Source organism: Candidatus Neomarinimicrobiota bacterium, from assembly GCA_021734025.1.
Taxonomy (GTDB): domain Bacteria; phylum Fidelibacterota; class JAANXI01; order JAANXI01; family JAANXI01; genus JAANXI01.
Genome location: JAIPJS010000004.1, coordinates 123418 through 148211, shown reverse-complemented (window position 1 = coordinate 148211; position 24794 = coordinate 123418). Strand labels below are relative to the sequence as shown.

19 protein-coding genes are annotated in these 24794 nt (G+C 49.8%); 10 read left to right on the top strand and 9 right to left on the bottom strand.

Annotation, left to right across the window (positions count from 1 at the left end; genetic code table 11):
• Window positions 1-353 precede the first annotated feature (353 nt).
• Both K9N57_06380 and K9N57_06375 read right to left on the bottom strand, forming a co-directional pair.
• Complete coding sequence (locus tag K9N57_06380; protein ID MCF7803797.1) at window positions 354-1667, bottom strand: DUF5723 family protein; 1314 nt, start codon at window positions 1665-1667, stop codon at window positions 354-356.
• Window positions 1668-1674: 7 nt separating this feature from the next.
• On the bottom strand, window positions 1675-4620 hold the full coding sequence (locus K9N57_06375; GenBank protein ID MCF7803796.1) for a hypothetical protein: 2946 nt from the start codon (window positions 4618-4620) through the stop codon (window positions 1675-1677).
• 322 nt (window positions 4621-4942) lie between these two features.
• Between K9N57_06375 and K9N57_06370 the strand changes: the two genes are divergently transcribed.
• The 6 genes from K9N57_06370 to aroC all read left to right on the top strand — a co-directional run bounded on the left by K9N57_06370 (window position 4943) and on the right by aroC (window position 11167).
• Entirely contained in the window at window positions 4943-5746 is an 804-nt protein-coding gene (locus K9N57_06370) for an SDR family oxidoreductase (GenBank protein ID MCF7803795.1), read from the top strand.
• Window positions 5747-5872: 126 nt separating this feature from the next.
• Window positions 5873-6412, top strand: a complete 540-nt coding sequence (locus K9N57_06365; protein ID MCF7803794.1) for a GNAT family N-acetyltransferase — start codon at window positions 5873-5875, stop codon at window positions 6410-6412.
• A 360-nt stretch (window positions 6413-6772) separates the two neighbouring features.
• Window positions 6773-8248, top strand: coding sequence for a PQQ-dependent sugar dehydrogenase (locus tag K9N57_06360; protein MCF7803793.1), 1476 nt, complete (start codon window positions 6773-6775; stop codon window positions 8246-8248).
• Window positions 8249-8493: 245 nt separating this feature from the next.
• Window positions 8494-8919: a DUF2914 domain-containing protein gene (locus K9N57_06355; GenBank protein MCF7803792.1), complete on the top strand. Its 426-nt coding sequence runs from the start codon at window positions 8494-8496 to the stop codon at window positions 8917-8919.
• A gap of 154 nt (window positions 8920-9073) precedes the next feature.
• Window positions 9074-9880: an SDR family oxidoreductase gene (locus K9N57_06350; GenBank protein MCF7803791.1), complete on the top strand. Its 807-nt coding sequence runs from the start codon at window positions 9074-9076 to the stop codon at window positions 9878-9880.
• Between the two features lie 204 nt (window positions 9881-10084).
• On the top strand, window positions 10085-11167 hold the full coding sequence (gene aroC, locus K9N57_06345; protein MCF7803790.1) for a chorismate synthase: 1083 nt from the start codon (window positions 10085-10087) through the stop codon (window positions 11165-11167).
• Window positions 11168-11476: 309 nt separating this feature from the next.
• Here aroC and K9N57_06340 read toward each other — a convergent pair whose 3' ends face one another.
• Window positions 11477-11824, bottom strand: a complete 348-nt coding sequence (locus K9N57_06340) for an ArsC family transcriptional regulator (protein MCF7803789.1) — start codon at window positions 11822-11824, stop codon at window positions 11477-11479.
• A gap of 142 nt (window positions 11825-11966) precedes the next feature.
• On the bottom strand, window positions 11967-13016 hold the full coding sequence (locus tag K9N57_06335) for a serine protease (GenBank protein MCF7803788.1): 1050 nt from the start codon (window positions 13014-13016) through the stop codon (window positions 11967-11969).
• 193 nt (window positions 13017-13209) lie between these two features.
• Between K9N57_06335 and K9N57_06330 the strand changes: the two genes are divergently transcribed.
• Genes K9N57_06330 through K9N57_06320 form a run of 3 tightly spaced genes read left to right on the top strand, consistent with a single transcriptional unit; the run spans window position 13210 to window position 16906 of the window.
• Window positions 13210-13608 carry a hypothetical protein gene (locus K9N57_06330; GenBank protein MCF7803787.1) on the top strand — a complete coding sequence of 133 codons (399 nt, stop codon included), beginning with the start codon at window positions 13210-13212 and terminating at the stop codon, window positions 13606-13608.
• 5 nt (window positions 13609-13613) lie between these two features.
• A complete protein-coding gene (locus K9N57_06325) occupies window positions 13614-15977 on the top strand; it encodes a TonB-dependent receptor (GenBank protein MCF7803786.1) in 2364 nt (787 codons plus the stop codon).
• Window positions 15974-16906, top strand: coding sequence for a hypothetical protein (locus tag K9N57_06320; protein MCF7803785.1), 933 nt, complete (start codon window positions 15974-15976; stop codon window positions 16904-16906). Before K9N57_06325 ends, K9N57_06320 begins: the two co-directional genes overlap by 4 nt.
• A gap of 27 nt (window positions 16907-16933) precedes the next feature.
• On the opposite strand, the gene K9N57_06315 is transcribed toward K9N57_06320, so the two are convergent.
• The gene (locus K9N57_06315; protein ID MCF7803784.1) at window positions 16934-17119 is read right to left on the bottom strand and encodes a hypothetical protein; all 186 of its coding nucleotides are present in this window, start codon (window positions 17117-17119) and stop codon (window positions 16934-16936) included.
• Between the two features lie 690 nt (window positions 17120-17809).
• Here K9N57_06315 and K9N57_06310 point away from each other — a divergent pair.
• A complete protein-coding gene (locus K9N57_06310) occupies window positions 17810-19279 on the top strand; it encodes an IgA Peptidase M64 (GenBank protein ID MCF7803783.1) in 1470 nt (489 codons plus the stop codon).
• A gap of 251 nt (window positions 19280-19530) precedes the next feature.
• Here K9N57_06310 and amrS read toward each other — a convergent pair whose 3' ends face one another.
• From amrS to K9N57_06290, 4 genes are all read right to left on the bottom strand, one after another.
• Entirely contained in the window at window positions 19531-20565 is a 1035-nt protein-coding gene (gene amrS / locus K9N57_06305; GenBank protein MCF7803782.1) for an AmmeMemoRadiSam system radical SAM enzyme, read from the bottom strand.
• 819 nt (window positions 20566-21384) lie between these two features.
• Window positions 21385-21894, bottom strand: coding sequence for a superoxide dismutase, Ni (locus K9N57_06300; protein MCF7803781.1), 510 nt, complete (start codon window positions 21892-21894; stop codon window positions 21385-21387).
• Between the two features lie 99 nt (window positions 21895-21993).
• A complete protein-coding gene (locus tag K9N57_06295; protein MCF7803780.1) occupies window positions 21994-22776 on the bottom strand; it encodes a slipin family protein in 783 nt (260 codons plus the stop codon).
• 54 nt (window positions 22777-22830) lie between these two features.
• Window positions 22831-24168: a nodulation protein NfeD gene (locus K9N57_06290; GenBank protein ID MCF7803779.1), complete on the bottom strand. Its 1338-nt coding sequence runs from the start codon at window positions 24166-24168 to the stop codon at window positions 22831-22833.
• Window positions 24169-24794 lie beyond the last annotated feature (626 nt).

Below are 24794 nucleotides of genomic sequence, written 5' to 3'. Positions count from 1 at the left end.
CCTTCCGGAGGAGGAATCCCGTAAAGCACCTCTGGAGTGAAGATGACGAGATCCCTCGACTCGCTCCGCTCGCTCGGGATGACTGGTGGGGTATTTTATCGTGCAAAGTAAAAAATGGAGTCATTCCGACGGAGGCCGGTATTCAGGGCGATTGTCCCGGAAGGGACTCCTTTGGAGGAGGAATATCGTAAAGGCACCTCCGAAGGGTGGACGACGAGATCCGTCGGCTGCGTCCGGCTGTCGCCGAACTTCGCTCAGGGTGAATGGTGCGGGATAATTTATGTCAAAAATAAAAAACGGCCATCCCGAAAAGAGATGGCCGTTTAAATAATAGGCTTAAATTGGAGCGTGGATTAAAACGCCAGTTCCTGTCCCAGCGAAAAGGAAACCCCATCAGCGTTATTGAAGAATCCACCGGTTTGGGAGAAACCCAGAACAAACCGATAGTGGTCAAACTCAAACGCCAGCCCGGTGCCCCAGCGGAAACCGGTTTTGCCGCCGATAGAGACACCAAATCGAAGCGGGAACCAGCCAACCGGACGGTATTCTGACGCCACCGAGATCATCGGTGTGGTTGATGAATTGAATCGGTTGGAAAATCCCTGCCTGTAATTGACAAACATCTTGAGGTTGGAATAGAGGTCATATTGAAATCCGGTCACAAAATATGCCGGATACGGGGTGGTAAATCCGGTAGTGTCGGTCCGGCTGTCCTGTTTTAAGGCTTTGTCCAGCAGCGAATCGGTATCCGCATTGGCTAGATCCACCGTATCGGTGTTGAAATCAAATTTGTAGTTGTAAACCGTGGAATAATCATCTGTCCAACTCACAAAGCCGGCTACATTATTCAGTCCGGCGCTGGCGGTCATCCGGTCGTTAATTTCGGCCGCAATCCCGACATCGAAAGCCATGCCATAGCCCATCAGGCTGGATTTTGCCGTGGCTTCTCCCTTGATGGACAGGCTGTCGGGAGCGAAGGTGATCGCGCCATCCACGTAGTCGGTGGACATGTATCCAATCCCACCAAGCAGCTTTATGCCGCCGCCAACGTAGGTCCGGTTGACGTAATCTTCGAGCATGGGAATAGAAACTTCCCGCCCGTGCGCTATTGAGAGCGCTGTAACGGATTGAAATTCGCCATTGAGATCGCTCAGGGAAATCGGTTCATTGAATTTATTACCCTGGAATACAAATTTGAGTAACGGTTTCGGCATGACGACTGCACCGGAGAGGTTCCCGTCTAAACTCACTGCCGTGCGTCCGAAGGACAGACCAAGAATCCGGGCCTGCACCATTGGCTCCAAACTCCAACCGGTACTTGGGAACGCTGAAAGGAGATCCCGTTTATCCTGTTCGTCCAGGAATATTCCGCTCAGCATATATTGGTTGAGCCACGATGCGGAGATTGCGTTATTGCGTAGTTGTAACGCGGGCACCGGGACAAGCGGAAAAAGCCCGAAACTCATAGAGAACCGGGGATTATCGGCATAACCGAGGTTGGCCGGGTTCCACCCGATGACATCGCTGCCACGGGATTGCGTCGCGAAACTATTTGAGAAGGATACGCTCCGTGGCGACACATAACTCTGGGCCTGAACCGGGGAATCGACAACCAGTAACAGGGCTGCAAGGAAAATCAGTGTGATTGTTTGTATTGTTTTCATCATTATATCCTTATTCATTGTCCTGCAAATGATCATTCAGGTAACGGACTGTTCCGTACAACGTCATTTTCAGCGAATCTGTTGAGAGAAACCGAGATGGTTGACCATCCGGACGTTCTAACATCATCACGCGGGTCTTGACGTAACTGGAATCCTTAAAGTGGGCGAATTTGGTCGTGTCCAGAGAAATCGAATCCAGCACTTCCGTCATTGCCGGGACATGGAGCGTAGCAAGCGTATCAGGTATTATTGTGGAACCGGATTCGAATGTCATGGTATCCTGTGCCACCATTACTTGAACGTCTGCGCCAAACTCAAACTGGTTTTCCATCCTGGCATAGAGGGTAAACTGTCGGATTCGATCCACGGTTTCGGCTTCTATGGGATCCACTTTTTGCGGATCGAGTTCAACAACCGCGTCGTCTGTTATTTCAAACTCCAGCGGAGCGGTGATGTTGATCTGTCCGGCAACAAACTGATTGGAGGCCACGGTGCCAACAGCCCCGGGCGCGCCGGCGGTTGCCTGTCCGCTGGCAACGATCCTGTCCGGAAAAATGTTAATCAGGTCTTCGGCGTTGGGGATGATGACGGTACTGCTGTCTGCGATGTTCCAACTTCGAATTTCATCGTTAATGACCGAATCTCCGTCAGCATTGTACGATTTGATTGTCAAATCCAGGAAGACCGGGATACCAATATTGGTATCGAAATCGATCTTCATATCCACGTGGTTAAATTTCACGCCCTTTAACTCTTCCGGAATGCCGGTCACGCTTTGTTCCACTGGATCTATATTGATGCTGACCGGATCAATTTCTCCTTCAATCTCGGAGAAACTCACGTTGGTAATATCCACATCCACATCAATAGAATCCCCAAGCGTTAGCGTCATCAGTGAATCCGGCGGTATACGCGTCCGGGAAGTATAGTGAATATTTTGATCATCCAGCGGCATTTTGATTGTGTAATTGTCCAGGGGGATATTTCGAACCACTGGGGTATCGTTGTCCGGCATGGCAATCACGGTATCGAGGGAGGTGCCGTTGGAATAAAATTCCTCAAGTATAAGCCGAACATTGGCTTCAACACCTATTCTATTTGTGATAGTCATAGCCAGGTTGCCCGACTGGATGACAGCTTCCTTTACCTTTGAGTCACTGTTAAGTGCAATGGTATCTTCCTCCACCATGGCATCCTGGGTAAAGTACCCGGTGGCTTCACTGATGGTGAGTTCAGAGACATTAATAGTTACAAAGATGGAGTCTTCCAGATTGTATTGCGCATACACACCTCCGCCGGTGGTAATAGTGGTGTAGTAGAGATTCTGATCATTCTGGGGCATCCGGATTTGGCGTCCACTCAAATCGATAACAGCCGTATTTTGTCCCGGATTGATGTCGATATTCCGGGTCAGGGTATCGCTGGAACCGGGCGACTCAAATATCTGATGGAACTTCAGTTCCAGATTCGGATCGCCACCGATCTGATTATTAATGTCCAGGGTAATATCACCCTCCTGAATAGTGGCCCGGAGAATTTCATTTTCCGAAGTGATCGGAATATTATCAGTTTCTTCCGTGCGTTTTTCTTCCAACACACCGAGTATTTGGGAAATCGTCATGTCAGTAAGATCTATCTGAACGTTCACACTGTCGTTCTGGTTAATGGTCTCGTAGTCTGAACTGGTATTACCGTCGTTTTCCGTGTTGACGGTTACCACTTCATACGAGTATTCAACCACCTGATTTGCCGTGTCCATCACCATCGTTTGTCCTGCAATAGAATAAGTCTGAGATACGGTCTGATTCGCCGGCACGGAAAAGGGACCTCGTTCATAGACATCGCCCGCATCATTCACTAGTGAAGGAATAGTAAGGGTAACGTCGCTATCAACGTTCATATTATTCGCAATTTCAATTATCAGGGAGCCCTCTCTTAACCGCGCTTCTTCTATTTTATTGTCGGATGTGGCCAACTCAATTTCTGAATCCTGATTAATAGTCTGGCTGGGGATTTTTGCGTCGGCCTCAGTGGCGACCAGATTTTCGGCGGAGACTTCCACATAAAATCCGGTATCCAGATCGCTGTTTTCAACCGTGACCTGCTGTCCCTGGGAGCCGTCTGACTCACCTGTGATATGAATCAGAATATCGCTGCCCAGTGAATCACCAGCCAAGTCGATCGTCCGGGTTGCGCTTCCTCCTTCGGGAATATGTTCGTCGAATACAGCCTGCGCAAACTGGGTGCTGTCGGCGTTATCGTACAAAAGTGAGACGGTAATCGGTTCGCCCAACGGAATGAACATATTGTTATGGATTGTGAGTACCAGTTGTCCCTCCTGCAGCTCTACACTCTGAAAGGATTCAAACTGGAAGCTCTTTGTGTTAGGCCTTAAATCGCCACCCTCCACGCTGTCAACTGTGGTTGGACCGCTTTGGGTTTGGGTCTCCAGTGCCTGCACCACCGCCTGAGGCATAATATTCCGGAAGGTGAACCTATCCGATTGTTTGGGATCGGTATCATCCAGCTCAATTGTGCCAACTTCAGTCGTTACACCTTTGGAGACATCATCTAGAGTGACCTCCTCAAATCCCACCTGATCCTCTTTCTGGTCACTGGCGATGGTTACATCGTCTACCGTCTGGGAAAATGACTTATGGACGTCATCCATTTCCAGCTGGTCGCCAACCTCTACGCTATCGATGGGGAACGAATCCCTGAACGCGAAAAGTGTAGAATCCGATAAGCCGGAGCCTTGGTAATCCGGTGGAATGGTCGTAATCAATGAATCGCTGGCCAGTTCTTTAAGGGTAACGTGATCCTTAATCAGAGGAAACTCAAGGTTAATAATCCAGCTTGGCAGCTGTGGATTCGTCGGGTTTTTCAGGGTACATCCTGCGATCAGGGAAATAGCCAGTAAAACCACGATTGGTTTTATGTATCTTTGTATTGACATCTCTTCTTACTCCTTTAGGCCTGAACTCGATCCGGCTGAAATTCAGGAGTTTATTCTTTTTGCTCTGTTATCTGCACAGAAAAATGTGAACATACGAAACCGTTTTATCTATTAAAAGCTGTTAATAACAATTATGCGCGAATTTAAGCATCAGTATAAGGTATTCTGTTGATATTCATCACAAAACACACAGAAAAATTTACTATCAGAAAACCTGTTTTAACCCTGCGCTTCCGCCTTTCCTCTTGCAATTGAGAGGTACCGAAGCTATTTTAAAAATTACGTTTTAAGGGCACTTTACAACGGAGGGAAGGAGAAATTAATGGCGACAGCAGACAACAAATGGGCGCTTGTCCTCGGGGCATCTAGCGGGTTTGGAAAGGCGACGGCCCTTGAGTTAAGCCGGTACGGATATCACATTTGCGGTATCCATTTTGACCGAAAATCCATGCAAACCCAGGTGGATGCCATAAAGGAGGAGATCGAAGGGAACGGAACCACGGCACTGTTTTTTAATATCAATGCCGCGGATGAAGAAAAACGAGGAGGAGTACTTGATGATCTGAGCCAAAAATTTGCTGAGGCCAACGGTACTTCCCAGGTAATGATACTTATGCACAGTCTGGCGTTTGGTACTCTCCGGCCGTTTATTACCGATGAACCAAGTGATGCCATCGCAAAGAAACACATGGAGATGACCCTGAATGTGATGGCACACACTCTGGTCTACTGGACTCAGGATCTTGTCCACAGAGATTTGGTTGGAGAAGGAACCCACATCTTTGGGATGACCAGTTCCGGAGGCCATGAAGTCTGGAAAACCTACGGCGCCGTTTCCGCGGCCAAAGCTGCGCTCGAATCACACATCCGTCAACTGGCGTTTGAACTGTCCCCCCAAAATATTGCTGTTAATGCCATCAGGGCGGGGGTGACCGACACACCGGCACTCCGGAAAATTCCCGGGAGCGATGAAATGATAGATATCGCAACACAAAAGAATCCCGGCGGTCGCTTGACGACGCCCGAAGATGTCGCCAGTGCCATTGCTTTGCTCGCTGATGCAAACAACACCTGGATGACCGGAAATGTGATCGGTGTGGACGGCGGAGAAGATGTCGCCGGATAAAAATTCGCACAGATTCCAAGGAAGCACAAACGGCTCTGTTTGAAGCAGAGCCGTTTTTTTATATCCCCTCATCCCATAAAAATTTCGATTATCCATTGTATCGCTAAATGGTGATTTTTACCTTTTTTGGATATGGAAAATGCGACGCCACAGGTTGAAAACACGTCTGAAACGGCTCAAGCCATTTCACTCCGGCAGGAGATCTACCGGAAAGACGTTGAAAAAATGGCCGATTGGGTTGAGGATGATGAGGTCACCGCCTATCTGAACGAGGAGCAAAATATCGATGAAACCCTACATCGGGCTTTGCAGGAATCCTCGCTCCCCATTTTTTCTCACCGGTTCAACCGGAACGGCAGTTTTTTTATGATTACGCTGGGGCGCTGGGGTCCCATCGGATTTCTCAGACTTGTCCCCCAAGATCCCGGAGCGGAGATTGTGGTGGTAATTGGTGAGCGATCCCAATGGGGAAACGGCTTTGGGTACGCTGCAATTATCAAGGGTGTCAAACGTGCATTTTACGAGTGGCGGGAGGACAGGGTTATCGCAAAAATCCAGCACGGGAACGATCGGTCAAAGCACGTTTTCCGGAAAGTCGGATTTATCCCGGTGGACAGAACCTCCAACGAGGAAAAATTTGTCCTCACCCGGGAAGATTTCCGGTAAATTTTTTTTCGCTTTTTTTATCCGCCTTTTATGAGTGCATTCTAAAAGCCCTATTGTCATTTAGATGTTTAGGGAAATTATAAAAACCATGAGAATTTGAATAGCCCCGTCCCGTCCGGACGGGACGGGGTAAGTAAGGAATCATATCAAAATATAGGGGCTTCAGCCCTTTTTTAAGAGTAAGCTCTTCTATTGTCTGTCAGCATTAATTCCTACCCTAGCCATTCACCCACCTCATTTGCAATTTTCCCTGAAGTTATGAACCTTTGTGAAGAAGCATGAAATCAGGGCGGAGGACATCAGAGGCGAAAACCTCTGAAGATTCCGAGTAGAATAAAATGAAAGTTTCGGGTACAAATAATGAAGCCCCTGCAGACTAAAAGAAAGACATATAATTGGCGTTGGTCAGTCCTAGGAGGGGTTGTACTGATCATACTGGTAATGACACCGGCTTATGGACAGATCCAACTCACCGAAGCCTTTCCGAACCTTATATTTACGCATCCAGTGGATTTGCAGACACCGGCTGACGGGACGGATCGCCTCTTCGTGGTTGAGCAGCGGGGCGTCATTACCGTATTTAAAAACGACTCAACCGTTTCCACATCCAATACATTTTTAGACATTACAGGGCTGGTCGATGATCGGGGGGCCGAAGAAGGACTCCTCGGGCTGGCGTTTCATCCGGACTATGAAACGAACGGATACTTTTATGTAGATTATACCACATCGAATTCCACGACGGTCCTCTCACGGTTTCAGGTCAGCAGCCAGAACCCCGATTCGGCAGATCCGGCAACCGAAACCGTCCTGCTGGAAGTGGATCAACCGTACGATAACCATAACGGCGGCCAACTTGCATTCGGACCGGATGGGAAACTGTTGGCGTCCTTCGGTGATGGCGGTGACGGCGGAGATCCGCATGGTCACGGCCAGGATCTGACGACATTATTAGGTTCGATTATCCGTATCGACATCGATAATACCCAAAACGGTAAACCGTATACAATTCCGTCGGACAATCCGTATGCCGGAAATACGCAGAGATATCGGGAGGAGATTTATGCCTACGGTCTTCGGAATCCGTGGCGATTCAGTATAGACTCAGCAACCGGTTTAATCTGGGCCGGTGATGTAGGGCAGCAGGACTATGAGGAAGTTGACATTATCCGGCCTGGTGAAAATTATGGCTGGAATATAATGGAAGGTTTTCACTGTTTTGATACCGCTCCCTGTGATACATCAGGCCTCACCATGCCAGTTGTTGAATATACGCACAGCGATAGCGGGGGCCAATCCATCACCGGCGGATATGTCTATCGGGGTACAGCCAATCCCGAGCTCTCCGGTAAATATGTGTTTGGAGATTACGTCAGTGGGCGCATCTGGACTTTGGATGCCAGCGAGACATCGGATGCTGAAAAGACACTTTTACTCAATTCCGATCTGGAAATCGCAGCGTTCGGAACTGATAATAAAAATGAATTGTACATCTGTGCCTTTGATGGAAATATTTACACGTTTCGATCAACTACCACTGCAATAAACGATGAGCGGACAGAGAATTTACCTGCGACACCGACTCTGTCCAACTTCCCAAATCCGTTTAATAACAGTACGAAAATTCTTTACAGTCTGTCTCATAAGGGCCGGGTGACTATTGAAGTATTTGATTTATCCGGAGAACGAATCACCACCATATTGGATGAGATCCAGTCACCGGGACGTTATTCCACTATCTGGAATGCCCGAAGTGAACTTTCCTCCGGAACATATTTTATCAGGATGAAAACACCGGAGTATCAACGGACTTTACGGACGGTGTTACTGAAATAGTCCTATGACTCCGGGAAAAACGTTGGGGAATTCCCGTCACTGTAACAAAAATGCAGTAAATCCGGCGATTTCCCAGAGTTTTCGTTGCCTGTGATGAAGAAAACGGTTATGTTCATTTCGTTACGGTAGTCACACCGATTTTTTTAAATGACAATCTGCAATAATGGAAGTTGACCAGCGAAAAATTCAAATGGGTTGTTATAGTCATTATGACTTCAAAGACACTATTTATGGAGATTGAGCCAATGCAAAAATTTCTTCGCCATCTATTCACGAAATCGGTTTTTCTCGTCCTTGGAATGCTTCTTATTACCTCAGCCAAAATTCAGGCACAAAGCATGAGTGGTCCGGATACGCTGATTGTTAAAGAGATGATACTTACCACTAATGTGGCAGATCGGGAACCGGTGGATACGGTACAGACTTTCACAACTTCCAATGATCAGGCCTTTTGCCATATTCGGGTATTTAACAACGGGGAGCCCAAACAAGTGACCTTTCGGTGGCTGTTCCATGGAGAGGAATATTTTAAGTTTGCGGCGAATATCGGTACATCACCCTCCTGGCGGACCTATACTTCTGTAATTCCGAAGGTGGGGGACTGGAAAGTCCAGATCGTGGACAGTAGCGGAAAGGTCCTCGGTGAAAAGGAATTTACCGTCTCTAAATAATTCCGGACTAATCTGCTAATTACAGTGAGCGTTTTCTCTCAAGAGTCCGGACAATTGATCCGGGATACTATCTTAATTCCTGCCAACCCTTCAATAACATTATCAGTTACTTTGTGTGTAATGTTTTCATTTATACGCTGCGCGTCAATTTAACATGAAGAGTTCGTACAAAGATAAGGTTGTGATCATTACCGGCGCCTCGTCAGGAATTGGGCGAGCCCTTGCGATTGAACTTGCGGGGCAGGGCGCCAAAATCGTGCTGGCTGCGCGAAATAAAGAGGCATTAACTGCTGTGGCGGCCGAATGCCAATCAATTGGCGGGGAAGCGTTTGTTGTCCCGACTGATATCAGCGAAAAGGCACAATGTGAGCACCTTATTGAGAACACCATCGAAGAATTCGGATATATCGATATCCTGGTCAATAACGCCGGTATTTCTATGTGGGCATATTTTGGTGAATTCGATGACCTGGATTGGTTCGAAAAAATGATGAAGGTAAATTATATGGGTGCAGTCTATTGCACAAAATTTGCCCTGCCGTATCTCAAAAATTCCGCAGGTCTGATTGTCGCCGTATCCAGTTTGGCGGGGAAAACAGGCGTTCCCACGAGAAGTGGATATGCTGCCAGTAAACACGCTTTGGTTGGATTTTTTGACTCGCTCCGTATCGAGATTGCCGATTCCGGTGTGGATGTCACCCTGGTCTATCCCGGATTTGTCGCCACCGAAATCCGAAAACGCGCGCTCGGCTGGGAAGGCAAACCGCTGGAGCAGAGTCCGATTCAGGAGGGCAAGGCCATGTCTCCGGAAGAATGCGCCCGGAGTATGGCCAAAGGAATGGCGAAGAGGAAGCGGGAAATCGTGATGACGCTACGCGGAAAACTTGGTCAATGGATCAAGCTGATAGCACCGGGACTCGTTGATAAAATTGCCCGCAAAGCGATAAAGAAAGGAAAGTGATGTATAAGTGTTTAGGTGTTACCGTGTTACCGTGTTATAGTTAAAACCCCTTGAGTCCAGTCTATAGCGCACAGGATAGGATTCTATTTACTTGAACACTTAAACACCAGAACACCTTAACACTCTAATACGTAAAGAACAGTTGCCATCTTCGGAAATCCTCCGCATTTTTGATGAAAATTAATTAACCAGAGAATAATCGATATGGCCGGTAACAGTTTTGGACAGGCGTTTAGAATTACCACCGCCGGGGAGAGTCATGGTCCGGGGAATGTGGTAATCATCGATGGTGTTCCGGCGGGGATACCGCTTTCTGCGGAAGATCTCACCAGGGATCTTCAGCGCCGGAAACCCGGTCAGTCAAAAGTCACCACCCAGCGGAAGGAATCCGATGAGGCGGAGATCCTCTCCGGCGTCTTCGATGGGAAAACCACCGGCACATCCATTGCCATTCTAATCCGGAACGAAGACCAGCGGAGCCGGGATTATTCGAATATCAAAGATAAATATCGTCCCGGGCACGCGGATTACACTTACGATGCCAAATACGGCTTCCGGGATTATCGCGGCGGCGGACGCGCCAGCGCCCGGGAGACTAACGTTCGCGTCGCTGCCGGCGCTGTAGCCAAAAAGCTCCTGAAAGCTCAGTACGATATCGAAATCGTTGGATACGTAAAACAGATCGGCGAACTCACGGCGGAGATACCTTCTCCTGAAGATGTTACCCTGGAGCAGGTGGAATCCAACATTGTCCGGTGCCCGGATCCCGATATGGCAGAACAGATGATTGACCTCATCGATTCCGTTCGAAAGGACGTGGACTCCATCGGTGGCATCAGTGAGATCGTGGGGAAGAATGTGCCGGCCGGATGGGGCGAACCAGTCTTCGATAAATTGAAAGCTGATCTGGCGAAGGGGATGCTGAGTATTCCGGCTGTCCTGGGATTTGAATACGGGAGCGGATTTGGTGCGGCACGCCTCCGCGGTAGCGAAAACAACGATGAATTTTATGAGGATGAAGGCAAGATCAAAACCAAAACTAATCGACACGGCGGCATGCTGGGTGGCATTTCCACCGGGATGCCTATCGTGACGCGGTGCGTGGTCAAGCCGACCAGTTCTCTGGCCAGAGAGCAAGATACGGTAACCAATTCAGGGGAGCCGACCTCTATCAAAACCACCGGCCGGCACGATCCGTGTCTGGTACCTCGATTTGTTCCCATCGGCGAAGCCATGATGGCGCTCGTCCTGGCGGATCATGCGTTGCGGCAGAGGATGCAGAAATAGTGTTAAAGGGTTCCGGTGTTCGAGTGTTCAAGTAAATACCGTGTTAGAGTGTAACGGTGTTACTGTGTTATAGTTAAAAACGGTCAGGTGTCTTGTGTCACCAGTCTTATGTCAATAAAGGTCAAACTGATTAGTCGTTGTTTCTTAGAGGGGACTACTCGTTGGCGGTTGTTAGTAGTTCGTTGTTTTACATGATTACTCTATCTGAATCCTATATATCCTATATAAATTTTGAGATTTTTCACAACGAACCACTAACCACAAACAGTTTTTCATATTTCCCTTTACCTTATCCCGTATCCCCCAAAATCACTCGGCTTCATCAACCCACTGTTGCCACACGTCCGGGGCGTGTCCCACCACGACTTTGTGTTTGCCGTTTCGCACTATTGGCGTTTTGAGTAACAGGGGATCTTCCAGGATTTCTTCTTCCGCGTCGTACACCATGTATTCCATCTGGCGATTTTTGTACTGTTTGCCTTCGGTATCAATCAAATCGTCTGCATCATATTTTTGAGTAATCCTGTTTAGTTCCCCCTGGCTCAGTCCCTTCTCTTTCAGATCCCGAAACTGAATTGGAATCCTCCGCTCCTTAAAAAATCGCTCCGCTTTGCGGGTATCCTGGCAACTTTTTGTCCCGATAATTTGGATATTCATGGTATCCCCCTGATGATGTTTCGACAGTTCAAATTTGGTAGTAAAGATATTAAAGAAATGCGGAAATACCAGATTAGAGAGCATGAAACGAACAGATCCTGTGCCCTCCCTTCTCTGGTATGATTGGTTGTAAGGTTTTTATTTATCGTTTTGCCAGAAACTTCGAGAGACTGTAGCCTTTCGACTGAAGATCCGGCTGATGTTCCCTGATGAATCGCAGAATGTTTTCTATGGGAATAACATAGGTTATGCCGTATCGGATCCCCTGGATAAATGTAGTGTAGATCTCATCCCTGTGTGGCAAATTCGGATAATATTCGGATTGCATATCGCCTTTTTCACTGGTCGGGGTAAGTACATGATACGGCTCCGCGGCAGTCGCACGGACGATGCCGACGAATTCGAAGTTCGGAATGCCATCCCGGATTGCCACCACGGGGCCGCCGCTCATTCCGGGATTAAATACTGCGTCGATTATAAATCGGTTTTCCGCGTTTGTCTGGGGTCGGCTGACGATTCCACGGGTAATCATCCGGGTTGACATCGGATAACCGGCCAGATACACGAAATGCCCCCAGTTGAGCTGCCGGGATTTTCCGGCTGGGAAGGGAAAGACCGGAACCGGATTTTCCGGATTATATTCAAATCGTACTCCAATGAGGGCGGCATCCAACCGGCGATTTTCGGCCAGAACTTCTACTTTTGCATCGTTTGGAAAACTGGGAATTGAATTTTGCTGTCGGATTTTAAAGGCGACCATTTGCACATTCCGCTCCGATGGATTCCCAGGTTCAGGATAATACCGGATGATGGTATCGGGGAAATCGATGATATGGGCGCAAGTCAGTGCGACCAACCATCGATCTTCGGCGTGGAGAACAGTCGCAGTGCCCAACACGGTCTGATCGTATATGGTATCCTCAATGGCGATTTGTTTTACATATTCCCGGCGAATTTCTGACCGACGGAGTTTGCTCTCCTCACTGATGGTAAAACTCCGATAAAACGCCATGCTGTTTATTTTGCGCACGGATTTTACCATCTCACCTAGTGTATTTGATACATCGCTGGCAGGATATCGGGAGTCGTACTTCCTGTCGGAATGGCCTTGATCGTCAAATTGGAAAATTGGGGTGGCGCATGAAACGGTTAATGTCAGGGCGAGGAAGTACGGAATAAAACGGAGTCTCATGGAGATCCTCCTTGGTTAAACCCGGATAAAATTATAAGTAAAATCAATTTACAAAGAATCTCAGGATTTCAAAGAGCGGATTGTCTGTCCGCCTGAAAAGTAAAACCCGCTATTGGTTTGGAGGAATTCTTCATGGGTCGTATCTTTGCCCGTTCGATAAAACATACCGAAGACAAACAATGGTTATACAAAGATGAGCTCAAACGATAAAACCCTAAAACAAACTGTTGAATCCCTGGGTATCGATCAAATCCAACGTCACATATTTCTGTGCGCAGATCAGACCAAGCCGAAATGCTGCACACTAGAAGCCGGTTTGGAGTCCTGGCAGTATCTGAAAACCCGGCTGAAGGAGTTGAACCTGACGAAAAACGGCGGAATCTACCGCACCAAAGCCAATTGCCTGCGAGTTTGCCAGCAGGGGCCGATTGCTATTGTGTATCCCGAGGGAACCTGGTATCGGAGCTGCACGCCGGCGGTGCTGGAGCGGATCATCCAGGAACATCTGATCGGCGGGAGACCTGTGGAAAAATATATGATTCACGAGCACCCGCTCCCTGAATCGACCGGGAATATTACACAGTCTGAATAGAAATAATGAGCAGTACAGTTAAACTGACATTTTACATCGCTGGGATTCTCTGGCTCATCGGGGTAGATATCGACGCGGCCACTCTTTCCGGCTTTGTGAAAGATGCCGAAACCACAGATCCACTGACCTACGCGAACGTGGTTTTGCGCGGAACCGAGCGCGGAGCCACCACCGATCAGCGAGGGTATTTCATCATCCACCAGGTTCCGGCCGGTGAATACACTTTAAGCGTGAGCTATATCGGATACGCCGCTGAAGACACAACCATCCAGGTGCAGGATGGCCAAAACATCCGCGTCGATTTTAGTCTGATGCCACAGAATATCCAGGGCGAGGAGGTGGTCGTCACGGCTAACCGGCGCCGGTTCGAGCAGATGGTGGAGACCAGCACCATCAACCTGACTCCCAGAGAATTGGAGATTGTGCCGGCCTTTGTGGAGGCAGATATTTTCCGCTCCATCCAGATGCTGCCCGGTGTGGTGTCGCAAAACGATTTCTCCGCGGCGCTGGTGGTGCGCGGCGGCAGCCCGGACGAAAACCTGATCCTGCTGGACGGGATCGAGGTCTACAATCCCTACCACTTTGGGGGCATCTTCTCCGCATTTAATACCGACGCCATCAGGGACGCCGACTTTAAGGCGGGCGGATTTCCGGTGCGTTACGGCGGACGACTCTCTTCAGTGCTCGAAATTAGTACCAAGGAAGGCAATCCCAGGGGCGGAATGCTGGGGAAAAACTGGCCGCTGAAGCAGTATTGGGATATCACCGGGATGTCCTTTGATGTGAGTCTCCTGAGTTCCAAGGCGTTTATCGAAGGGCCGATTTACAAGGGCGGCTACACCTTCTCTGCCAGGCGCACTTATTTCGACAAAGTCGCCGATATGTTCCACAGTCTGAATGACACGATTCCGACCCTCCCGTACTATTTTTACGACCTTCAGTGGCGCGCTCACTCCCAAATTACGCCGTCGCACCGCATCGACGTGCAGGGATATCACGGCGCCGATAACCTGACGCTGGAATTCGGCACGGAGGGAGTACAGTCGCAGGAGCTGGACTTCAACTGGATCTGGGGGAATACGACCAACAGCATCGGACTGAAATCCATCCTCCGTCCTGATCTGGTGGCCGAAACTATGATCGCCCGGAGCGTCTACGACTTCGACGTGGATTTCAGCCAGACCACTACCGACTCCGCCGGAAACGAGGTACGCAACCGGTTTATCATCCGGAACGCGCTTTACGACCTTACCTTCTCTGAAAAAATCGACTGGAAACTCAGCGAGCAGCACCGGCTGCAGCTGGGACTGGAGTATAAGAGGTTCGCCTTTGAGTTTTCGTTCACCAATAACGATGTGACGTATCTGGACGAAGACAGGGAGCCGCGACTGTTCAGCCTGTATGCTCAGGATTCCTGGAAGGTAAACGTGCTCCTGAATCTCCAGTTCGGCGTCAGGACGTCGTTCTATTCGCTCTCGGATCGGCCGTGGACGGATCTCCGTGGCGGATTCAAATACCGCGTGCAGGAAAACACCGCCCTGAAGGGCAGCATCGGTTCGTATTCCCAGTTCCTGTTCACCAGTAATGATGACGACGCCGTACTTCGCATCGTGGATTTCTGGCTGCCGGTACCGGAATATCTCGATCCGCAGCGTGCAATTCACTACGTACTCGGCATTGAGCAGTGGATCGGCGAGGGGCACCAGCTCAGCCTCGAGGGCTACTATAAGCCATACCTTAACGCGCTGGATGCGAATCCCATCCAGAGCGTGTACGACGAAACCGACGACTACATCGCCGGGACCGGGACGGCGTACGGTATTGAAACCATATTCAAACGCTCGGTTGGCGACCTGTCCGGATGGATCGCCTACACCTGGTCCAGCATCGAAAAGCGGATTGATCTGGACGGTGACGGTACAGTGGAGCCGGAGCACGGCGAAGTCTATCACCCGAAATACGACAAGCGTCACAATTTTAACCTGGTGGTGAATTACCGGCTGAACGAGAGAAACGCGTTCGGCCTGAGCTGGAACTGGAGCAGCGGGCAACCGTACACGCCGGTGGTCGGCAAAATGTACGGCGGCAACGAGACCGCGGGCTGGTTCCGGCCGTACCTGTATCAGACGAATATTTCCGGAAACCGGAACAGCGCTAATTTTCCCGCGTACGTCCGCGGCGATATCAGTTACACCCGGCAGCTGGACTGGTTCGGCTGGGACGGAGAATTCAAATTTCAAATCCTCAACTTCACGAACCAATTCAACGTGCTGCTTTACCAGTGGGATCACTCCTCATCGCCGTCCACCGTGGTAGCCAACTCCATGTTTCCGATCATCCCGACCTTCGGATTTTCATTCAGGATATGATGAAGCGACTCCTCACATATGGCCTCGCGATCTTCGCATCGCTGGGATTGTTGGTGTTGTCCGTCTCCTGTGAGAAGAACGTTCCTCTCTCCAGTTTCGATTTCGATTACACGCCGGAGTACAAGATCGAAGGCGATTTCTTCCCGGCGAATCCGGGCAAATCCGTGGTGCGCATCGATCACACCTTTACCATTGAGGACAGCGTAAACGTGGACAGCGCGCACGTTACTGATGCTTCGGTGGAATTGCTGAGCGACGACAGTGCGCTGCTGAGCACTCTTTCCTGGCAGGATTCTGCCGATGCGTATCCGTATTTCGACACCGAGGATTTCGACGGGTTCGACCCGAGCACACCGTTGGACAGCCTGGCCGCCCGGCTGGATACTATGTATTACGGCGCGTACAAGCTGGACCGCGTGGACTTTTCATTGGAAAACAGCCAAACCTACCATTTACGTGTTACCATAGATGGGGAAAGCTTCGAGACGTCGTTTTCGCCGTATCCGGCGGTGGAGTTCACCAACTTTGAGCCGGACAGCATCACCGCCTGTCCCTGCGAAACCGGACCGGGGGAACACGAGTTGATCCACACCACCATGGCTTCGGATACTGCCAAATTGCGCTGGGCGGAAGACAAAGATGCATACCTATACACCGTGTACGTTTATGACCGGGAGCCGGACGTGGATCTGGGGCCGCAGATCTTTACCTTTCCCGGCCCGGTGTTCAACCTGGGGATGCTACCGGGTACCTACGACATTATCATCGGGACGATGAACGAGACATTTTACCGTCATTACTACCTCAGCGATTTCCCGCCAAACCACGATACCCGGAACTACTTTGACGGGAAAGCCCTAGGCTACGCCGGCACGCTGAACGAGCGGTACGTGCGGGTGCACGTGGTACCGCCAGGGACGGTGCCGTAATGATACTTCACCGTCGATAATTCATAGTCATCCTGAGCGGAGTTCGGCGACAGCCGAACGCAGTCGCCCCAATGGGATCCCTGCGGGGAAGGATCTGGGCAGATTCACCTCGGAGGTGCCTTCACGGGATTCCTCCTCCAAAGGAGTCCCTTCCGGGACAATCGCCCTGAACACCGGGTTCCGTCGGAATGACTCGGTTTTTTCCTTTTCCATAAGACCTAGCTCCACCAGTCATCCTGAGCGAGTCGTCTTTTGACGAGCCGAAGGATCTGGTAATTATAACACCGGAGAGTACTCCCCGAGATCCCTCCGCTCGCTGTGCTCAGTTGGGATGACTCACGCTTTCAAACACAACTCACCCTCTTAGTCTCCCTCTCTTCCGAAGAGAGGGAGAGATGCGATTTTAAAGCTTTGTAGATGCGTTCCCCTTCCTCTTTCGAAGAGGAAGGGGCCAGGGGATGGAGTTGTGTTGTTAATTACCGCCTGACCTTTCGCCTGCACCACAGAATTGAGACACATTGGTCATCCTGAGCGATCGGAGCGAGCCGTCCCGGAGGGATCCCTCTGGGGAAGGATCTCGCAAATTACACTCTGGAGGTTTTTTTCACGAGATTCCTTTGTTCGCTGGTACTCTGTCGGGATGACTCGCGTTTCCTGTCGGTGACCGCTCCCAGCGTCGCTGACAGTTATTGCAAACATGACCAGGAACCGACACCGATCCCGCCCGGATGGGAATCTGTTGATGGGGGTACATCTTGGAATAGAATTCCAAGGCTATAGTAAAAATATTTAGTTTTGCAATCTCCGCTGGGGCAAATTGCGAAGCGGTGGTTGTACTCCATTCCCGTTGTCAATATATTTAAATCTCTCACAAGTTATAAATTTTCATTCAGGAGAAGACACATGAAAAAACTACTCTACCCGATCCTCATTGCCTTTTTTCTATCAACGTTTGTGTTCGCACAACAACCCAACTTCGAAACTTGGTTCGAAAATAAAACCCTTCGCGTCGATTATCATCACACTGGTGATTCTGATGAGCAAACATTTGCGCTGGACGAACTCTACCAGGAAGGCGAGTGGGCCGGAACGACCACGAATCTTATTGACCAGTTCAACCAGGGGCGGTACTATGTCAAAGTCTATGATGTTGATTCTGATAAACTGCTTTATTCCAGAGGATTTGACAGCATCTTCGGCGAATACCAGACCACCACGCCGGCGCAAAAGGGCATTAAACGCACCTACCACGAGTCGGTACTGATTCCGTATCCCAGAGATTCAGTCCGACTGGCTATCGAATCCCGGGACAAACAGAATAAACTCCACGAGGTATTTAGCCAGACAATCGATCCGGATGACGTGAACATAATCAAAGAGCCTGCGGACAAAGATATCGAAGTAATTAACGTCGTGAAGTCAGGCGATCCGCATACCAGCGTTGACGTAGCCATCCTGGCGGAGGGATATACGGCATCCCAGCTGAAGAAGGTCAAATCCGATCTGGAAAAGTTTAAGAAGGTCTTCTTCAAACAGGAGCCGTATAAAAGTCACATGGATAAATTCAATGTCTACGGTGTGTTCAAACCGTCCGATGAATCCGGGACTGACCAACCGACCCACGGATCGTTCAGGAATACTGCCATCAACTCCAGCTTCAATTCGCTGGGATCGCCCCGGTATCTCCTTGTAGATGACAACAAAACAATGCGGGATATCGCCGGCGCCGTGCCGTACGATGCGCTGTTCGTCATGGTGAATTCTTCCCGATACGGCGGTGGTGGAATTTATAACCTCTACTGCACGTTTACTTCGGACAACCAGTGGTACGAGTACCTGTTCGTGCACGAGTTCGGACATTCGTTCGCCGGACTCGGCGACGAATACTACACCTCGTCGACGGCATACAACGATTTTTACCCACAAGGTGTTGAACCGACCGAGCCGAATATAACGGCGCTCCTTGATCTGCCAAACGTGAAATGGGAGAAATACACATCGGAGGGCCTCGAAATCCCGACGCCGTGGGCCAAGGCGAAGTACGATAGTATGAGTAATTCCTACCAGAGAATCCGCGGCGAACTGAACGATAAGATCGCCCGGATGAAGCGGAACGATGCTCCTGAGGACGAGATTGCTGAGCTGGAAGAAAAGTCGGAGCAGCTCTCCAAAGAACACGCTGACAAGCTGGATGCCTTCCTCGAAAACAGCCCGTATGCCGACAAAGTCGGCGCATTCGAGGGCGCGGGGTATTCCTCCGAAGGACTCTACCGGCCTATGCTGGACTGTATCATGTTCTCCAAGGGATCAAAACCGTACTGCACCGTCTGCGAACAGGCGATTATTAATGTGATTGAGTATTATACGGAGTAAGGAATGGCACGCAGATGACGCGGAAACAACGGATCAACACAGATAATGACAAAGAATTAGCCGCTAAGGTACACGAAGGGACACGAATACAGAAAAAGTCGCCCGCTCTTATGGGGTTATTCATTGGAAATTATCTGTTTTAACTTTGTGCCAATTCGCGTCTCTTCGCGGCTACCTAAAAATTCGTTTTATTCTTTTTATCATCAGTAGTCCTGTCGTTTCCGCGTCATCTGCGTGCTATTATTTGTTTGTCAGTTAAATATATTTCGTTTGATTGCGGCGTGCTCGAAGTGGCCGGGTATTGACTCCCCGCATCCCGAGCAGCGGTTGTCATCAATATTGTAGTCCAGTATGGCGAGCCAGTTACGCTGGATTAAGAGCTCACCGCAATTCGGACAGTAGGTGTTGGCGTTGTCGCTGTAAACGTTTCCGACGTAAGCGTATTGCACACCGATATCCATGGCGATATCTCTCGCATGCTCAAGTGTTGAAGAAGGAGTATGCGACGTATCCTTCATCTTGTAATCCGGGTGGAACGCCGTGAAGTGCATCGGCACATCCGGCCCGAGATTATCGATGACCCACTCGCACATCTCGCGGAATTCATCATTGGAATCGTTTTGCTCGGGAATTACTAAAGTAGTCAACTCGATCCAGATGCCTTTCTCCTGCAGGAGTTTCAGTGCCTCCAGCACCGGCTCCAGATGCGTCAGTGTGATCTTGCTGTAAAATCGCTCTGTAAACGCCTTCAGATCCACGTTGGCCGCGTCGATATTTTCGTACACATCGTCGATAACTTCAGGCGTAATGTAGCCGTTGGTGACCATCACATTGTATAAGCCTTTGGAGCGGGCTTCCCGGCTCAGGTCTTCCACGTACTCGGCCCAGATGGTCGGCTCATTATAAGTATACGCCATGCTCAGGCAGTTATTGCTCCTGGCCGTGTCACTGGCAGCTTCCGGAGTGAAGTCGAATGCCCGATCGTGATCGTGCTTCGCCTTGGAGATATCCCAGTTCTGGCAGAATTTGCAACCCATGTTGCATCCTGCGGTGCCGATGGAGAGGATATCCGTCCCCGGATGAAAGTGGAAGAGCGGTTTCTTTTCTATGGGATCGATGTTAATTGCGTACGGCTGATTGTACGCGCGCTGGTACAGGGTGCCGCCATCGTTGGTCCGGATAAAGCAGAATCCGGGCTGACCGTCCCCGATCTTGCAGTGCCGGGGACAGAGATAACAGTGTACTTTATTGTCGCCTAACTTTTCGTAGTATTTTGCTTCGTGCATGTTTTTTTACCTGGGCTTCGATCTTTTATAATTTTCTCTACAACGTGAATGGAGTGAGATAGTTTCGGGATGCTCCAATAGTGTTATAGTGTTCGGGTGTTCAGGTTGGTGTTTCTTAATCTTAATCGTACTCCTAATCTTAATCGGTTTTTTCAAAATTCATTTTAGGTGATATTGTTGAAGTATTAGTGTCCAGGTGTTCCACACAAGTCCGTACTGCGTATTGCGTATGAAGAAGATCGGATTAATATTTATGCAAAACGGTTAGTGTGAAACACTTGGACACTAAATATGCGGCATTTTTCTCTGTCCAATAACTAATCAATTTTCCACTTCTTCATTTTCCAATGAAATCATTGCCGTTAAAGTGGTTACTTCCATCATAATTTCTGATGATGACCTGGTTGGTAGCCATCGCTTCAGATGGTGATGTTTTGGGAACCGTGACTCGCGATACCGTCGGTTGCACTCCGTTCCGCTATAAATAAATAGCTTATAGAGCGGAATAAAAAGTAAGTCATCCTGAGCGGAGTCCCGCCTGGGCGGGACGGAGGATCTGGTCAGTTTATCCCCAGAGGTTCCTATACGAGATTCCTCCGCTCACTGACGTTCGGTCGGAATGACTCAACTGTCCCGTCGGTGATCCCTGCCAGGCCCGCCGACGGTGATTTGCGGAATATGCCTTTAAGTTGTCGGCGCCTTTTATACCCAAACTGCCGGTGACCCCGCCGCAGCAGGGAACACCGACAGTTTTTTGATACGTAATACGCAGTACGCAATACGCAATACCTTTTGTTCCCTGAACACTATCTCACTGTTTTATTCGCCTCCAAGTCCGTGCTCTTTTTGCAGGTGCATCCGGTCTTCCTCGCTGAAGTAGGCGTTCACGAATTTGTCTAGCTGGCTGCGGAGCTTTTCCACGTGTTTGTGATCAGTGGTCTGCTTAGCCTTCATGGCGGAGATCATCATGCCGTGCAGCAGTTCCAGCTGGGTGCTATACTTCTTATATGCTTCGCCGCTTTTCTCTTCAGGAATCTTGACCCGCTGCGCCATAAAATAATAGGTCAGGATGTCCGTCAGTTCGTCGGCGTGGTTTTCCTTGTTATTCACCCAGCGGACGATCTGGTTCATATTCTCCGATGGATTTTTCTGGAGCTCCTTGATTAGCCGCATGGATTTTTCGATGGTCGTAATATGCTCATCGATACTCATGATGCGCATATTGTCACCGTAAATTCCACACGGCAGCTGGCAATGCGCCATCACTTCTTTGGAAAGAAAGAGCGACAGCATCGCCATAATGGCAACGGTTACTACTTTTTTACCCATATAATCATCTCCCGGTTAATGCAATTTAACGATTTTCCTTTGATACCTTAATAAGGTAGGAATTAAACCGGTAATCACAAACAGCCGGGTGTGGTGCAATTATTCAGACGATCCGGATTTGGAGTCTGACTTCGCCATCTTTTTCAGAAAGGGCTCGAACAGATCCACCGGCACCGGGAAGACGGTGGTGGAGTTATTCTCCGCCGCCACTTCGGTCAAGGTCTGCAGGAATCGCAGCTGCATCGCCATGGGATGATCGCCAATGACGGTCGCCGCTTCCGCGAGGCGGTTGGCTGCCTGATATTCACCCTCGGCGTTGATAACCTTGGCCCGCCGATCACGCTCGGCCTCGGCCTGCCGCGCCATGGCCCGCTGCATCTCTTTGGGAAGATCCACGTGTTTAACTTCAACATTACTGATTTTAATCCCCCATGGATCAGTATGTCGATCAATAATCTCCTGCAAACTATGGTTGATTTTATCACGTTCCGACAGGAGTTCGTCCAGTTCATGCTGACCGAGGGTACTCCGCAATGTGGTCTGGGCCAGCTGGGAGGTGGCGTACAGGTACTCTTCCACTTCCACCACGGCCTTGTTGGGATCAAGTACTCTGAAATAGATAACGGCATTGACTGTCACAGAGACGTTATCCTTGGTGATAATATCCTGTGGCGGCACGTCCATGACGATAGTCCGCAGACTTACCTTTTCCATGCGATCGATAACCGGGATCAGGAAGATCAACCCGGGGCCTTTCGAAGCAGAGACCACCCGGCCCAGCCGGAAAATGACACCGCGTTCGTACTCTTTTAGGACGCGTATGGCCGAGGCCAGGATGACAATCAGAACGACAAGGATTGGTATAAGAATATTCAAATCCATAGCGACTCCTTTATTTTTAAGTTCACCACGCCGGGCGGCGCGGATTGTTTTGTATCAGTTGTTGTGAACCGGACTCACCTTAATCTTCATCTGCCGGACTTCCTCCACCCGGACTTCCGTCCCCTCGGGGATCGGTTCGTCGCTCACTGCCGTCCACGTCTCGCCGTGCACCGCAACTGTGCCGGATTGGTGGATCGGCGTTTCGGCAATGCCGATCTCGCCGACAATACCTTCCACCCCGGTGATAACTTTACTCTTTTGGGCTTTTAGCGCCATGCCCAGGGCAAAGACGAAGAATAGAACGGTTGTGACGACTACAGGAATGATAACACTCCAGGTTACCCGGAAAAACGGTTCCGGCGTGTCAATCAGCATAATTGATCCGATTACCATAGAAGCGACTCCTCCGGCGGTGAGCAGGCCGAAACTCGGCACCTGGGTTTCGGCAATGAAAAGAATAATAGCCAATATAATTAATGCGATACCGGCGTAGTTGATAGGCAGCACCTGAAATGCGAAAAACGCCAGGATCAGACAGATGGCGCCTATAACGCCAGGAAAGATAGTGCCGGGATTACTCAGCTCGAAAAAGAGGCCGTAAAATCCGAGCATCATTAATATGTATGCCACATTCGGATGGCTGATAGTATCCAGAATTTTAAACCGGGTACTTTTTTCACGATAAACGATCTGTGCATTGCCGGTTTGAATGACGGTTTCCCCGGAAGCAACCTCCACTGTGTCTCCGTCGATTTGTGCCAGCAGACTATCCAGGGATGGCGATATGTAATCGATAACGTTGAGTTCCAGCGCCTCGTACTCGGTGATGTTTACCGCTTCGCGCACGGCCTCTTCCGCCCATTCACCGTTCCGGCCTCGCTGCTCGGCAATGGACTTGATCTGTGCCACCGCATCGTTCGTAACCTTTTTCATCATGGTCTCGGACTGGGTGGTGTCCTGCTGGCCTTCGGTGCCGGGCGTGGCACCACCGCCGCCAAGCGTGACCGGCGAGGCCGATCCGACGTTCGTGCCCGGCGCCATGGCAAAGATGTGTGCGGCGTATGAGATAAATACTCCGGCCGACGCACACTGAGCGCCCTTCGGTGATATATACATAATTACAGGAGTTTCGGCATTTAATTCGGTCTTAACAATAGATCGCATGGCGGTCATGAGTCCACCAGGTGTATCCAGCTGGATAATCAGGGCTTCGGCATTGGCGTTGGTAGCGGCGTCGAGTTCACTATTTATGAACTCAGCCGTGACCGGACCGATAACGCCTTCCACGGTCATCACATGCACCCGGTTTTGTTGTGCGGAGATGGAGAGAGGGAGCAGCAGCACTATTGCTAGGACAATGCCGAAATGGTAAAATTTATGTTGTGTGGTCATTGCGGAAGTTCCGAAGGTGAACAGACGCTATCAATATAGATGCAGACACCGGGGGACACAAGTGTTTTGAGAATAGACAGTGTTAGAGTGTTCAGGTGTTTCCCAAAGGGATCCCTTCGGGGCATGTGTTCAAGTAAGAAATAGTATCGCTGTCGTCGCTTTCTTAATCTTGATCCTATTCGCTACAGAAAATTACTCTTAATCGTTTTTGTTTGTGGTTCATACTCCTTTGAAATTCCAAAAACACCGATCAAGCGGTGACTACCAGCGCGAATTCCGGCGATGACCTGGTGCGTAGTTCCCTCCTCAGAGGGTAATTCTTGGGCGGAGATCCGATGTTGAGGGGGGGGGTAGAATATTTTTACTCCACTACGAGATTCCTCCGTTCGCTGCGCTCAGTCGGAATGACACATCCCTTTACCTTGTACTTAAAAAATACCTTGCCAGCCATCCTGAGCGGAGTTCGGCGACAGCCGAACGAAGTCGCCCCAATGGGATCCCTGCGGGGAAGGATCTGGTCAGTTTCACCTCGGAGGGTTCTTTACCAGATTCCTCGATGCGCCCGGCTTACGCCGGACTCGCTTGGTTGCTTCCCGTTGTAGCGGGAGTCGGCGGCGGAATTGGTT

What these genes read in the sequence shown, in the direction of transcription:
- aroC (MCF7803790.1), top strand. Translation starts at nt 10,085, where the DNA reads ATGGCCGGTAACAGTTTTGGACAGGCGTTTAGAATTACCACCGCCGGG.
- K9N57_06330 (MCF7803787.1), top strand. Translation starts at nt 13,210, where the DNA reads ATGAGCTCAAACGATAAAACCCTAAAACAAACTGTTGAATCCCTGGGT.
- K9N57_06295 (MCF7803780.1), bottom strand. Translation starts at nt 22,776, where the DNA reads ATGGATTTGAATATTCTTATACCAATCCTTGTCGTTCTGATTGTCATC.
- K9N57_06300 (MCF7803781.1), bottom strand. Translation starts at nt 21,894, where the DNA reads ATGGGTAAAAAAGTAGTAACCGTTGCCATTATGGCGATGCTGTCGCTC.
- K9N57_06325 (MCF7803786.1), top strand. Translation starts at nt 13,614, where the DNA reads ATGAGCAGTACAGTTAAACTGACATTTTACATCGCTGGGATTCTCTGG.
- K9N57_06320 (MCF7803785.1), top strand. Translation starts at nt 15,974, where the DNA reads ATGATGAAGCGACTCCTCACATATGGCCTCGCGATCTTCGCATCGCTG.
- amrS (MCF7803782.1), bottom strand. Translation starts at nt 20,565, where the DNA reads ATGCACGAAGCAAAATACTACGAAAAGTTAGGCGACAATAAAGTACAC.
- K9N57_06370 (MCF7803795.1), top strand. Translation starts at nt 4,943, where the DNA reads ATGGCGACAGCAGACAACAAATGGGCGCTTGTCCTCGGGGCATCTAGC.
- K9N57_06310 (MCF7803783.1), top strand. Translation starts at nt 17,810, where the DNA reads ATGAAAAAACTACTCTACCCGATCCTCATTGCCTTTTTTCTATCAACG.
- K9N57_06380 (MCF7803797.1), bottom strand. Translation starts at nt 1,667, where the DNA reads ATGATGAAAACAATACAAACAATCACACTGATTTTCCTTGCAGCCCTG.
- K9N57_06340 (MCF7803789.1), bottom strand. Translation starts at nt 11,824, where the DNA reads ATGAATATCCAAATTATCGGGACAAAAAGTTGCCAGGATACCCGCAAA.
- K9N57_06360 (MCF7803793.1), top strand. Translation starts at nt 6,773, where the DNA reads ATGAAGCCCCTGCAGACTAAAAGAAAGACATATAATTGGCGTTGGTCA.
- K9N57_06350 (MCF7803791.1), top strand. Translation starts at nt 9,074, where the DNA reads ATGAAGAGTTCGTACAAAGATAAGGTTGTGATCATTACCGGCGCCTCG.
- K9N57_06290 (MCF7803779.1), bottom strand. Translation starts at nt 24,168, where the DNA reads ATGACCACACAACATAAATTTTACCATTTCGGCATTGTCCTAGCAATA.
- K9N57_06315 (MCF7803784.1), bottom strand. Translation starts at nt 17,119, where the DNA reads ATGGAAAAGGAAAAAACCGAGTCATTCCGACGGAACCCGGTGTTCAGG.
- K9N57_06375 (MCF7803796.1), bottom strand. Translation starts at nt 4,620, where the DNA reads ATGTCAATACAAAGATACATAAAACCAATCGTGGTTTTACTGGCTATT.
- K9N57_06355 (MCF7803792.1), top strand. Translation starts at nt 8,494, where the DNA reads ATGCAAAAATTTCTTCGCCATCTATTCACGAAATCGGTTTTTCTCGTC.
- K9N57_06335 (MCF7803788.1), bottom strand. Translation starts at nt 13,016, where the DNA reads ATGAGACTCCGTTTTATTCCGTACTTCCTCGCCCTGACATTAACCGTT.